Here is a 12,927-nt window from a genome sequence, read left to right on the forward strand (position 1 = left end):
AGGCGCGAGCGGGGATGTTGGAAACACGAAAAAGGAAAGGTTCTGTCGCAAATGCAAAACTATGTGTCGCCCGACAAGAAGGAAGTGGCGGACCGAGGAGGATTCGAACCCCCGACCCCTTGATTCGTAGTCAAGTACTCTATCCAGCTGAGCTATCGGTCCACTGCGGCGGGGTTTATCCATAGCATCGCACAGGCGCAACCCCAAAAGACGGCTGTTACCGTTTTTCTTCACCCGCCCCAACTGGGGTAAAGGCCTGCTAGCTGCCGGGCCGCTCCGCCGCACGTCCGGAAGGCCGCCCTTGTGCCGCGGCTTCCATCATCCCCCAAGCCAGCGCGGAAGTGTGGTATAAGTCAGCAGCTGCGCCTTTTCCGGCCAGGGTTGGCACCCGGAGAGGCATGTGTTGCAAATCGAAAGGGGGCGGCGGATGCCGAACCGGAATTCAGCAGGTTTTCAGCTCAGGCCGCTGGAAACAGAGGACCTCGCCACAGCCGCAGGCTGGCTTCAAAACATTGCCGACATGGCCCGTTTCGACCGCTCCACCCGCGTGCCGCTCAACGCGGCGGGGCTTGAGCAGGCATGGGAACTTTTCGGCGACACCAAGCCAAATGCCAGCAAATGCTGGTTTGCGCTCACCACGGACTCCGGTCAGCTGTGCGGCATCACCGGCTTGGAGAGCATCTCTGCGGTGAACCGTGATGCTGTGGCTGCCATGTTCATCGAAGAATCCAGGCGCGGGCGGGGCGTTGGAATTCGTGCCCTGGCCCTGCTTCTGGACTTTGCCTTCCGGCAGATCGGGCTAAATCGCGTTACATCGTACTATCGGGCCGACAACACCCGCAGCGAGCAAATGACAGCGCGTGCCGGCTTTGCAACCGAAGGCAGGATGCGGGCCGCATGGTTTGCAGAAGGCCGGTTTTTTGACATGATCACTGTCGGCCTCCTGCGGGAGGAGTGGGACGCCAGCCGCGAAGCGCTGGCGCAGGAGCTCGGCGCCAGCCCGCGAGTCAGTTTCCGCGGCGCAGAAGCCGCCGGCTGGGCTTGGCCGCCCGGCCCGGCGGCCCCGCCAGACGGATGAGGGGCGGCACCGGCGGCCTCAGCCCGCACTCACAGGAGGAGGACAGCTTGTGAGCGGCCACAATGAGACAACAACGGTCCGGCGCCAGCTTGGTGCGGTGCTGTTTGCCGATGTTGTCGGCTATGCCCGGCTGATGGGCAATGATGAAATCGACACTTACAGCGCCCTCAAATCCCTGCTGGAACAGCTTGAAACGGCCTGTCAGGCGCATGACGGGCGCGTCGTCGCTGTCCGGGGCGACGGGGTTTTGGCGCTGTTTGAGACGGCCACCAATGCCGTCGAGTTTGGCGTTGAGCTGCACCGCATAGCAGAACAGAGCAACCGCGCGCGGCCGGAAGACCAGCATCTCCGGTTCCGGGCCGGGGTGCATCTGGGCGAAATCCTGGTCGATGACCGCGGCATCCACGGCGATAATGTGAATATTGCCGCACGGCTGCAGGAAATCGCCGAGCCGGGCCGGGTCTTCGTCAGCGCCTCGGTCTATGAGCAGATCCGCAACCGGCTGCGCTTCGGGTTTGAATTCCTCGGTCCGCAGATGCTCAAGAATATCGCCGAGCCGGTCGCGGCCTATTGCGTCCGCAGCGAGGTTGCGGGCGCAACAATGGCGGCAACCCGCCGCCCGGAGGCACTGCTCGCACACCGCCCGCCGCCCGGCATCCCTTCGGTTGCCGTGCTGCCCTTTACCAGCCTGGGGGGAGAGCCGTCCGACAGCTGGTTTGCCGACGGGCTGACAGAGGACATCATCCTGAACCTGTCCAAGTTCAAGAACCTCTTCGTTATTGCCCGCAATTCCTCCTTTTTCTTCAAAGCCAGCACCAAGCCGCCGCAGGAGGCCGCACGGGAGCTTGGGGTGCGCTATGTCGCCCGCGGCAGCGTCCGGCGGGCCGCTGCCCGCGTCCGGATTGCCGTCGAGCTGATCGACGCGGAAACCGGGCGTACCATCTGGGGCGAACGGTACGACCGCAACATCGACGATATTTTCGCCATCCAAGACGAGGTGACCGACGCCATCGTTGCCGCCACAGCGGTGCTGATTGAGGCCCAGGAGCGCAAGCGGATGGCGCAGACGGCGCCTGCAGATCTGGCCGCTTACGGCTATGTCCTGCGCGGCCAGCAGTATATCTTCCGCTACACCAGGCAGGACAACCGCGAAGCGCAGACCCTGTACGAGCGGGCGCTGGCGCGCGACCAGGACTATGCCCGGGCCTCTGCCGCGATCTCCCGGACCATGAATATCGATTGGCGCTATTCCTGGGCCAAGGACGCCGAGCATGCGCTGGATACGGCGCTGTCATATGCGCAGCGGGCGGTGGAGCTGGACCCCACCGACGCCCGCGGATTTGGCGAGCTTGGCTTTGTGCATCTGTACCGCAAGGAGCATGATGCAGCGATCGGCGCCTACCGGCGCGCGCTGGCGCTGAACCCCAATGATGCGGACCTGCTGTCGGATTACGCCGATGCGCTAGCCCATTCCGGCGACAATCAGGCCGCGATCGGAAACCTGCAGCAGGCCATGCGGCTCAACCCCTATTTTCCGGACCAGTACCTGTGGCACCTGGGCGGCGCCTATTACAATCTCAAGCAATATGATGCGGTGATCGACACGCTGACAAAGATGAACAACCCGACCGAGGGACAGCGCATACTTGCGGCCAGCTACGCGCAGCTGGGGGACATGGACCAAGCCCGCAATATGGCGGCCAGGCACCGCGAGGCGCATCCGAATTTCTCGCTGGACCGCTGGGCCAAGGTGCAGCCCGACCGGCTGGAAGAAGACACCCAGCACTTTGTTGAAGGGTTGAAGAAAGCGGGGTTCTGACAAGGTTTCGCTGACAGGCGGTTACGGCCGCCCCGGCGAGGCGCACTCCGCTGCGCTCGTCTGCATCACCCGCTCAACGGAAAACGGTGTCAGTCGCCTGACCCGCGGGCCTTGGCACCGCTGACTTTGGCACCACTCACCTTTGCACCGCTGACTTTGGCGCCGCTCACCTTGGCCCCGCTGACTTTGGCACCGCTGACCTTTGCACCGCTGATATCCGGGCCGCCCCCGCCGAAGTAGACATCCAGCAGCACCTGTTCCAGCATACCGGTCATCACGTCCATGCGGATCGAATAGTCGGCCTTGTCATAATCCCAGACCCGGATGTCGTTTGCGATCTGGTACTCCGCTGAGGCAACCCCGGTCAGGGAAGGATCCAAAGGGGCACGGGCAGCCTGATCCGCAGGCTTGTTGGTATCTGTCGCACTTTCGCCGTCCCCATGCACCAAGAAGATCACGGGTTCCGGCAGCTCAAAATACGTGCCTTCGTAGGCGAACCCGTAGATACGCGCGAGCCTTGCATCATCACTCAGCTGATCAGCCAACAGGTTGTTTCGGCCCCGGCTTCTTTGCTGCCGTTTTCCGGCCCGGGTAAACTCCTGCTGTCCCGCGCCGTAATTGCCAACCTGTCTCCACAGGCCCTGGCGGGGTCCGTGGGCAATCTCGACTATGGTTCCCTTCGGGAACTGCTGCTGATTTTCCCAGGGGTTATTGTCGCCCTCCCCAACTTGATAGAGGCCGTTTTGCCCCTTGTTGTTCTGTGCCATCACCAGAATCTTGTCACCCGGCGCGAGCGTTTCACCGTTGACCGACGTGCCGCTCAGGTTCTGCACATTGTTGACCGTGCCAACGATAGCCCCGGCGAATTTGGGGACTATTTTGATGTCTTCGACCAGACGTCCAAATAACAGCACTTCAGAAAAACTCAGTAAGGATTCGGCCACCGTGCACACTCCCGTGGCTATGGAAACAACACCAGAAGATCTTTTCGCATTGCCGCGGGCGCAATCGGCGCCACTCAATTTTCCGGAAAAGTCCCCCTGAGGGTGAAACTAGCACAAAAAGGATAGAATTTACAGCCATTGGGCCAATCATTCATCCGGCACCCGCGTCCGCACCGAATGCGCGTGGCTGTCTTCATCCGCTTCCGCCAGCCGCGGCCCGGCCTCAACCCAGCCAATTCCGCGCATTCTGAAGTTGCCAGCGATAATTGATTCAAAGGCGCCTCCGGTTGTTTCGCGGTCCACCGCCAGCAGCGCCTCCCCAACTGCCGCATATGTGAGGGTTTCCGCCTCCAGCATGCTCCAGGCCGCCGCCAGATAGGCGCCCAGGAAATCGCGCGCCTCCAGCAGAGCGACGCGGAACCCTTCAGGATCAAGCGCATAGCGCGCATTGAACAGCTCCTGCATCACATCGCTGTAATAGGGGCTTTCCTCCAGATGGTCGGACAGATCCTCCATTTCCGGCGTGATCAGATCATGCACCAGCAGCCGCTCGTGGAAGATGTCGACCAAAATATCGAACATTGCACCGGTCAGCGGCTCGGACAGCGCATGCTCGCTGCTCCAGCCCCGCGCAAATTCCTGCAATGTTCGGGTATTGGCCGCCATCCGGATCTGTGCATTTCCGGCAAGCTCGGCAAACCGGTTCAGCTGGTTGAAGGTGTAAAGATTGCCGCTGGTGCTTTCCAGCAGCTCCTCGACCACAGAGCCGAAATGCAGCGAGGCGATCAGCGCCACCATATCCGCTGCCGATTCATGAAAGCCGTAATACTCTCCCGGCACATCCTCAGACACGGGCATTCCGACAACGCTGTAGATGATGGCATGGCCGACCTCATGCGCGACAACGTCAAAATTCAGGCTGTAGGCGCGGTACTCGCCGCCATGTTCGCTGGTGCCGCCGGTTTCCAGAAAGCCCCAGCCGATATGGGCGTTGTCCAGGCTGGGCAGCAGGGACAGCTCCAGCCGGTCATAGTCACGGGCGAAATGCCAGGGGATGGCGTGCCCGAAGTATTCCTCCCACACATCCAGGGTGAAATGGGCCGAGGCGAACAGATGCACCGCCTCGAAACCGGGGTCGGACGGCAGGATATGGAGGAAGTGGCCGTCTTCATCCGGTTCCGGCGACGGATGCACCTCACCATGCCAGGGCGGCAGATACATGCCTGGCCCGGACGGTCCCGGCACGATTGCACCAAAGGGTATGGTCTTGCCCGCCGGGTTGACCACATACATCCGCGGCCCCGACGGTCCTGGCCCCAATGAGCCGGGGGGGGCGGAAATCTCGACCAGTTCCAGCGCCGGCTCCGCCATCCGGAACGGGGATTGCGGAAACAGCAGGAATCGCGTCCCCGGCGCTTCCTGCGCCACATCATAAGGGTCGTCCATACGGTCCTCCCGGTCTGCGGAGGCCTCGCCGCTTGCCCTGCCTAGTTCCGGCCTTCTGATGCCAGCCGTGTTTTGCGCCCTTGATGATACATGAACTCGCGTCGGATAAGCTCATAGAATTCGTCCCGGCTGCGGCAGCCAACGGCCTCCAGATAGTCATCCAGCCTATCCGGGACGTCCCGCTGCAGCAGCTCTTCAAAGTACCATAGCGTCAGCGGCAGCCGTTCCTGCTCTGTCACCGGCTTGGCCGGCTGCTCCTGCGCCGCCAGATACCGCTCCTTTGACGCAGCCCGCGATTTCAAACGCGTATACACACCCGCCTGGCGCAGTTCGGCCAGCAGATGCGGGGCGAGCTGGCCGTACAAACTGCCTGCCACGGTCCCGGCAAGGGCTGATTCACCCAGCCAGCCCTCATAGTCCGACGCGGACAGCCCGTTGTCATCCAGCCATTTGCGCAGGCTGCTGCTGCTGAACAGGCCCAGCGCCTTGCGATGCGCCGACATCTGCGCCGCAAGCGCTGCACGTTTCACCGTGCGGCCGCTCTTGCCCGCTTCCTGCAAGGCCAGATGGCGCAGCATGGCGCGGGTGCGGACCCCCTCATAGCGGTCCGGGTCCAGCCTCAGCTCATCCAGCACCCGCCGGTCTTCCGCTTGCAACAGATGCGCCTCCGCCTCGATACGCCGCACCAGGGTCTGCCAGGCAAGCGTCCGCTCTAATTTCAAAGGCGGTGCTGGCAGGGCGCCGCGCTCGCCGTTCAGATAAGCCGCCATCACCGCCAGCATTTCCCGCGCATCGTCCCGCTTGGCATCCACTCGCCCGGATTTGAGCCAGGCCCTGAACCGTTCGCACCAGGGCGCAGTGTGGAAATCCGCCAGGATCAGGTCCCAGACCCTCTGCTGATAAAACCGCGCCTTGGCGGCGTTCAGCACTGCAGCCGCCTGATCCGCCTCCAGCACCGCCTCGCCTTGCGCCCGCGCAATCGTGGCCCGGATCGACACCATCGGCTCACTTAGCGGTGCAAACCCCAGCTCTGCCGGGCTGTGCAGCACCGCAACCTCGTCATCGTCGATCAGCGCGCCAGACGCGTAGGCTTCATAAATACTGCCGGCGCCGACCATTCCAAAAGCAGACAGCTCAGCCGCCCGCAACGCCCCCATGCTGGCACTGCCGAAAACCGCTATCCCCTGCTCCAGCGCCCACAGGATTTCCTTGTGCCAGACGGAGGGCACACCTTGAAAGTATCCGTCAATCAGTCCAATGGCCTTGGCGCCCTGCCGGGCAGCCCTATAGATGTCGCCCTGGCCGGCCGGGGGCAGAACCGTTGCCTCGAAATAGGCCTGCACCTCTTCTGCCCGGATGGTCGGGCCGGCAAACACAACCGCTGTCATGGCCGGGCCTGCCCGTCCGCGCGTGCCCGCGGACCCGGGATGTAATCGGGATCATCATGCGGCGCCTCCAGCCCCGGGATCACCGCGCGCACCACAGAAACCCCCAGACCCGGACGCGACAGGTCGACCGCCAAGGCCTGGCCCATGCCGGCCCCCGCCAGCTTGCCCAACAGCCAGGACAAATCCTCCTCAAAGGAGGGCGAGGAATAATCCGGGCAATCCTCGAAGCGGGCGGCTGCCGGCGAGCGCTCCAGCAGCCCGCGAACATATTGCGTGCGCCCGGCCGATGCCTGCGGCGTGAATTCCTCCGGATCCAGGTCGTCGCGGGCGCCAGAGATATAGGTCAGCCGGGTCTGTGCCGCCTCTGTCAGCGCCCGCAGCAGGGCAATGCCCCGGTCCGGATGGCAGCCGCTGCCGATCCCGATGTGCCCGGGCCGGGCGCCGTCCTCGCAGATCATGCAATGAAACGCTGCCACGCCGATGTCAGAGGTGATGTTCCAGATCCCCGCCCGCAAACCTGCCGCCTCAAACCGCTCCAGCGCTTCGCGGCAGCGCGGATCCGCAATTGCCGCGGGATCGATCCGCGGGCCTGGCGACGCGTGGTGCCACAGAGTGATCGCATCCCGTTCGATCAGTTCGCAGATGGCGTGGCACGTGGCCTCTGCCAGGCTGTTGCCTGAGGCGAGCCCGTTGGTCGTGCGCGGAAAGGCCCCCTGCCCGCCGCAAGGCCGCGCGGTATAGTCTGTGTCGACCATTTCAAGCGGCAGCCAGTGCGGCTGCCCTGAGACCAGATCCACCCCCTCCACCCACAGCATCCGGCCATGGGGATTGAAACTGCCGCCTGTGACCTGCGGCAGGCGCTCAACATCGGCGACCAGAACCTCTTGCCGCAGGTCCGCATAACTGGCCGCCCGCAGCGGCCGCATGATCCGTTCGGCGTGCCAGGTCTCGACCGCCTCCATCACACCAGAGGCCTGCGCCGCCTCCAGCGTCAGCCCCTTGCCCAGCGCCACGGCAACAGAGCGGGAATTGGGCCGCGCCACCATCACGGTGGGCAGCCCGACCCGGTCCAGGCCTGTCAGGTTGGCAATGCGGGTGATGCCCATCTCAGCAAGATGCGGCCTGACGGATGCCAGCGTCTGCGCCGGATCGCACAGCCGGTGTGTGTCCAGCACATATCCCTTTTGCTGTGCCTTGGGCATGGGTCAGGCCTCACTGTCATGACCGCTGCGGATGGGCTTCCGGCCGCAGCTTGGCGGCCCGCACGCGTTGACCAAGGATGCTGGATCGCGCGCCTTCGGTCAACAAAACAGACCAGCCAGCCGCTTGGCCGCCAAAGGGCACGTCACTAGTGCGGCTGAAAATCGAACACCGGCACAAAACTTGCCGGCGCCAGGGATTGCTCCAGGACGCCGGAGCTGAGGCTGTTCTGATCGAATATCTGGATCTTGGGGCCTGCATGTTTGGTATGCAGCTTTCCCTCGATGGCCCGCACCGCCATTTCGATCGCCAACCGCCCCTGCAGCACTGGAAGATCTGTCGGCGCTGCAATGATGCGGCCGCGTATAACCCCGCGATAGACCGCATGGGTCATGTAATCCGAAACCACCTGCACCCTGCCCTGCATCCCGCGTGCGCGCAGGACTGAGACGGCTGCTTCGGCTGCCGGTGCAGAACCGGCGATGTAATCGAGATCCCGGGCCTCATCCAGCGCCTCCTCAACCAGACGCACCTGAATTTCCCGGCCGGTGTCGCCGTATTTCGTCACAGCAACCACCGCAGAGCTGTCCTCCAGCGCCGCGCGAAAGCCCTGTTCTACAAATTTCACCCAGCCCGCTTGCTCCGGGCCCGGGAACCAGGCCACTTTCACCGGCGCGGTGCCCTTGGGGTGGCGCGCAGCGATGACCCGCCCTGCCACGGCCCCCATCTCGGTCCAGGACACCCCCACCTTGGCGGTGATCCCGGCATCGGCGATATCATTCACCGCCGCAATTACCGGAACCGTCTGCGAAATCCGCTTTACCGCGCCGGTGAGCCCGCCGAAGGACACCGTGCCAAGGATCAGCGCATCCGCACCGGCCGCCACACAGTCCTCCGCCTGACGGATCTGACGCTGCAAGTTGGGATACCCGCCGGCCTCGACCAGCTGGAAAGAGACGCCCAGCCGGTCCGCTTCGGCCACCATCCCGTAATTGACGCTCAGCCAGTAGGCATCCTTTAAGTGCGGATAGGCGACACACAGCCGCCAGGCATGAGAGGCCTTGTCTAGCGGGCGGTAGTCCGCGCCATCGTAGCCGCTGTCATAATCGAACGGCGTCCGGGGCACCTGCAGGCGCCAGGTTTCCGCAGCCGCCGGTGTGCAAAACACCGCAAGGACAAACAACCAGACTGCGTGCATAAAGCCCCCTTCCTGCCGACGACGATAGGCAGCGGGAGGTAAAAGGGAAATTCAAAATTGCACCGGAGGCGAATGCGCGCGAAAGTCCGGGGATGTTCGGAAAGCTCGGCCTCGGCGGTAAATTGAGCCTCGCATTCATCGTCATTGCGGGCCTGCCAACCCTTGCGGGCATCCTGGGCCTGGTCGAGCTGAGGACGCTCGCACACCGCCAGGCAGACGTGATCAGCCAGACCATTCCCGCCATTGCCGAGGTGCGCGGCATGGCCGAAGAAAGCACCCGCATCATCGCTATTGCACCTGAGCTGGCCGCTGTCAGCTCTCAGGCGGAACGAGAGAACCGCGCCCGCTTCCTGGCGGATCAGGTGGAGGCCCTGACCCGGCGGCTCGACGCGCTGGCGCAGGCCGGGGGGCCGGGCTCGGGACGGCTGCGGGCGACAGTCGATGATGCCGCCCGGGTGCTGCCCCTGTTGAACAACCTTGTTGAGTCCCGCATCTCGCTGCGCGAGGAGTTCAAGCTGCTGGCAGAACGTAACCTGACGGCTGCGAACGACTTGCTCAGCATGGCCGATACCCTGGTCGCCAATGCAGAGATGGGCACCACAGCGGTGATCTCCAGCCTCTACGGGCCCGGCGCGTCTCCGATAGAGGAGCAAGCCCGCACCGACACCCTGGACAAGCTGATCGAAGTCGACCTGTTCCAGCTGGGCCTGATGTTCGAGCTGCGGTCGCAAACTGCGGAAATCGGGCTGCTGATCAACCGGATCGAAGACGCTGGCAGCGAAACCGAGCTGGGTGAGATTGAGGCGTCGCTGACCAGCCGCCTGCGGATCGTCTCGCGCCGGATCAAGGCCATTCGCGACCCGGGCCGCCGCCAGCAGGCCGAAGGCCATGCCGCGCAGCTGCAAAGTGTTTCAGACAGTCAAACAGGGCTTTTCGTGCTGCGGGACCGGATTCTCGCCACCGAGCACCGCATTACTGCGCTCAAGCAGGAGCTGCAGAATACTGCGCTGCGCCTTGGCGACGAAGCCGCTGCCGTCGCCGATCAGGCGCAGGCGCGGGCAATCCGTTCGGGCAGCGCCGCCGCGTTGGAGGTGCGGCGGGCGCAGCTGCGCAACGGCTTTGCCGCTGCCGCCGGCTTTGTGCTGTCGCTGGCGGTGCTGTGGTTTTATGTGCGCGGCAGCATCACCCGCCGCCTCAACAGGCTTGCCGGCACCATGGCGGCGCTGATGCGCGGCCAGCTGGACCATCCGGTGCGGCCCCTCGGGCAGGATGAAATCGCCCGCATGGAAGGTGCCGTCGAGGTCTTCCGCCAGCAAGCCATCGAAAAGCTGGAACTGGAACGGGTGCGCGACCGCAACGAGCAGGAGCTCAGGGAACACCGCAACAACCTGCAAACCCTGGTGAATGAGCAGACCGAGCGTTTGCAGGAAGAGGTCGAAGCCCATGACGAGGCCCGCCGGAAGGCCGAAGCCGCTGACCAGGCAAAGTCTGAATTCCTCGCCATGATGAGTCACGAAATCCGCACACCGATGAATGGTGTGCTGGGGATGCTGCGCAGTTTGTCGGACGACGGCCTGCCGCCCCGCCAGATGGAACGGCTGCGGGCGGCGCTGACCTCTGGCCAGAACCTTTTGAAAATCCTGAACGACATCCTGGACTACTCCAAGATCGAAAGCGGTGCGCTGAAGCCAGAGATCACGAGCTTTTCCTTGCCCGAACTGGTGACTGACATTGTCGTGCTGCTGCGGCCCGGCGCCAATGCCAAGGGCGTCCACCTCTGGCTCGACGCGCCAGAGGATCTGCCCGGCGTGGTGCAAGGTGACGCTGCCAAGCTGCGCCAGATCCTGTTCAACCTCCTGTCCAACGCACTGAAATTCACCGATGACGGCGAAGTCATCCTGCGTGTCCGTTCCAATGGGGAAACCGGCGGGCACCACCGGCTGACCTTTGAGGTCAGCGACACCGGCCGTGGCATCTCTGATGCGGCCAAGCGCAGGGTGTTCGAGGCCTTCGAACAGGAAGACACTGACACGGCCCGCAAGTTCGGCGGCACCGGTCTGGGGCTTGCGATCAGCAGGCATTTCGCCGAGGCCATCGGCGCCCGGCTGTCGGTGGAAAGCACCAAGGGCGTGGGCTCCGTTTTCACTCTCGCCCTGGAACTGCCCCCCGGCAACCCGGCTGACCTGGCACCGGAGGAACCGCCTGCCGCTGCCGCACGGGCTGACCGCTCCTTGTCTGTTCTGGTGGTAGAGGACAATGAAATCAACCAGATGGTCGCCCGGAGCTATCTGGAGCGTATGGGCCACAGCTGCCAATGCGCTGGCAGCGCCGAGGAGGCGCTGGATCTGTTGCCCGGCCTCCCGTTTGACCTTGTGCTGATGGATGTGAACCTGCCCGGCATCAGCGGAACCGAGGCCACCCGCCGCTTGCGGGCTTCGCCCGATCCGCGGCTCGCCAAGCTGCCGGTTATCGGCATTTCGGCCCATGTTCAGGAGGAACAGATCGAAACCCATCTGCAGGCCGGAATGAACGGCTTTGTCGCCAAGCCAGTGTCACCCGAACGCCTGGCAAAAGCGCTGGACAGTGTCATGCGCGGCCATGAAGGAGCGGTCTATCTGTCCGCACGGCACGCAGACCCTGACCAGGTGGACCGCTTTGCCAGCCTACGGCAGCAAATGGAGGAAAACACTCAGGACCTCGGCGCGGCGCAAGCGCTGAGCATTGCGCGGCTGTTTGAACGCGAACTGCCGCAAAGCCTGGCCCGCATGCGCTCTGCGCTGGAAGCCCGTGATCTGGCAGCCCTGGCGAAAGACGCGCACCGCGCCAAGGGGGCGGCCGGCGCCTTCGGCCAGCTGTCGCTGGAAGCCCTTCTGTCAGACCTTGAGACACGGGCCGGAAACGGCGACCTGTCCGGAGCCAAGGATCAGCTGGACGCATTGAACCGGCTGGCGCCGCAAGTCTTGGATGCCTTGGAAGCTGCCCTGCGCGGCTGCGAAGATCTCAGGCCAAAGGCGCCGTGAACACATAGCCCTCGCCATGAACGGTCGTGATCAGCCGCGGGTTGGCCGGATCGTCTTCCAGCTTGCCGCGCAGGCGCCGGATCAGAACATCCACCGTGCGCGGGCTGCCGCCGTACTGCCGGTGGGTGACCCGGTTCATCAGGGCATCGCGCGACGCGACCTCGCCCGCCCGGCTGACCAGCATATCCAGCACTTCGAACTCGGCCCGGGTCAGCGGGATGCTGCCGCCCCCGGCGGTCTGCAAATGCCGCGCCGCCACATCGAATTGGAACTTGCCGAACTTGTAGATCCGCCGGGACAGACGCCGGATATCCTCTGTCCGCCGCAGCAGATTCTTGAGCCGCGCGAGCAATTCGCGCCGGTTAAACGGCTTGCAGACGTAATCATCCGCACCAAGCTCCAGTCCCACAATCCGGTCGATCTCATCATCGCGGCCGGTTACCAGAATGATCCCCATCTCGGACTTGGCACGCTGCTCGCGTGTGATCTGCAGCCCGTCCTTGCCCGGCAGGTTGATATCGACCAGCAGCAGATCAACCTCCTGCTCCTCAAGAACTTTCTCCGCCTCTGCAGCGGTTTCTGCCTGCGAAACAGCATATCCCTGCGCATCCAGATAACTGGCGAGGGTGGCCCGCGTGACCGGCTCGTCCTCGATGATCAGAATATGCGCCATGACTGCGGTGCCCTTCACAGAACTTTCCCACCGGTTAACAAATTTTAACAAAACACGCCAGCCTGTTCATCCCGCCGGGCTGACCTGTTCACATCCGCGCCCTAGCCTCCCTCCCCGAAAGCTAGGCTTTCAGACCGAAAAAAGGCTCAGGCCATCAGGAC

9 protein-coding genes and 1 tRNA gene are annotated in these 12,927 nt (G+C 63.6%); 3 read left to right on the top strand and 7 right to left on the bottom strand.

The window, feature by feature from the left end; all coding sequences use genetic code 11:
• Positions 1-85 precede the first annotated feature (85 nt).
• A tRNA-Arg gene (locus tag B2P87_RS02950) sits at positions 86-162 on the bottom strand.
• A gap of 238 nt (positions 163-400) precedes the next feature.
• Here B2P87_RS02950 and B2P87_RS02955 point away from each other — a divergent pair.
• Positions 401-1,078 carry a GNAT family N-acetyltransferase gene (locus B2P87_RS02955; RefSeq protein WP_244940759.1) on the top strand — a complete coding sequence of 226 codons (678 nt, stop codon included), beginning with the start codon at positions 401-403 and terminating at the stop codon, positions 1,076-1,078.
• A gap of 49 nt (positions 1,079-1,127) precedes the next feature.
• Complete coding sequence (locus B2P87_RS02960; protein WP_141891958.1) at positions 1,128-2,897, top strand: adenylate/guanylate cyclase domain-containing protein; 1,770 nt, start codon at positions 1,128-1,130, stop codon at positions 2,895-2,897.
• Between the two features lie 89 nt (positions 2,898-2,986).
• On the opposite strand, the gene B2P87_RS02965 is transcribed toward B2P87_RS02960, so the two are convergent.
• The 5 genes from B2P87_RS02965 to torT form a co-directional block, all read right to left on the bottom strand.
• Positions 2,987-3,841, bottom strand: coding sequence for a hypothetical protein (locus tag B2P87_RS02965; RefSeq protein WP_141891957.1), 855 nt, complete (start codon positions 3,839-3,841; stop codon positions 2,987-2,989).
• Between the two features lie 147 nt (positions 3,842-3,988).
• Entirely contained in the window at positions 3,989-5,287 is a 1,299-nt protein-coding gene (locus tag B2P87_RS02970) for a hypothetical protein (RefSeq protein WP_141891956.1), read from the bottom strand.
• Positions 5,288-5,328: 41 nt separating this feature from the next.
• Positions 5,329-6,675 (bottom strand): TfuA-like protein, encoded by a 1,347-nt coding sequence (locus tag B2P87_RS02975; RefSeq protein WP_141891955.1) that lies wholly within the window; start codon positions 6,673-6,675, stop codon positions 5,329-5,331.
• Positions 6,672-7,877, bottom strand: a complete 1,206-nt coding sequence (locus B2P87_RS02980) for a YcaO-like family protein (RefSeq protein ID WP_141891954.1) — start codon at positions 7,875-7,877, stop codon at positions 6,672-6,674. Before B2P87_RS02980 ends, B2P87_RS02975 begins: the two co-directional genes overlap by 4 nt.
• Before the next feature lie 146 nt (positions 7,878-8,023).
• On the bottom strand, positions 8,024-9,073 hold the full coding sequence (torT, locus tag B2P87_RS02985) for a TMAO reductase system periplasmic protein TorT (protein ID WP_141891953.1): 1,050 nt from the start codon (positions 9,071-9,073) through the stop codon (positions 8,024-8,026).
• Positions 9,074-9,165: 92 nt separating this feature from the next.
• Here torT and B2P87_RS02990 point away from each other — a divergent pair, with 92 nt between their 5' ends.
• Positions 9,166-12,093 carry a response regulator gene (locus tag B2P87_RS02990; RefSeq protein ID WP_141891952.1) on the top strand — a complete coding sequence of 976 codons (2,928 nt, stop codon included), beginning with the start codon at positions 9,166-9,168 and terminating at the stop codon, positions 12,091-12,093.
• Here B2P87_RS02990 and B2P87_RS02995 read toward each other — a convergent pair.
• A complete protein-coding gene (locus tag B2P87_RS02995) occupies positions 12,074-12,766 on the bottom strand; it encodes a response regulator (protein WP_141891951.1) in 693 nt (230 codons plus the stop codon). The genes B2P87_RS02990 and B2P87_RS02995 overlap by 20 nt on opposite strands.
• Between the last annotated feature and the right edge of the window lie 161 nt (positions 12,767-12,927).

It is taken from the genome of Leisingera sp. UBA4491 (assembly GCF_002388965.1).
In the GTDB taxonomy this organism is placed as follows: domain Bacteria; phylum Pseudomonadota; class Alphaproteobacteria; order Rhodobacterales; family Rhodobacteraceae; genus Leisingera; species Leisingera aquaemixtae.

Excerpts from the sequence above, each read along its gene's own strand:
- B2P87_RS02970 (WP_141891956.1), bottom strand. The coding sequence starts at position 5,287 with ATGGACGACCCTTATGATGTGGCGCAGGAAGCGCCGGGGACGCGATTC.
- B2P87_RS02975 (WP_141891955.1), bottom strand. The coding sequence starts at position 6,675 with ATGACAGCGGTTGTGTTTGCCGGCCCGACCATCCGGGCAGAAGAGGTG.
- B2P87_RS02980 (WP_141891954.1), bottom strand. The coding sequence starts at position 7,877 with ATGCCCAAGGCACAGCAAAAGGGATATGTGCTGGACACACACCGGCTG.
- torT (WP_141891953.1), bottom strand. The coding sequence starts at position 9,073 with ATGCACGCAGTCTGGTTGTTTGTCCTTGCGGTGTTTTGCACACCGGCG.
- B2P87_RS02990 (WP_141891952.1), top strand. The coding sequence starts at position 9,166 with ATGTTCGGAAAGCTCGGCCTCGGCGGTAAATTGAGCCTCGCATTCATC.
- B2P87_RS02995 (WP_141891951.1), bottom strand. The coding sequence starts at position 12,766 with ATGGCGCATATTCTGATCATCGAGGACGAGCCGGTCACGCGGGCCACC.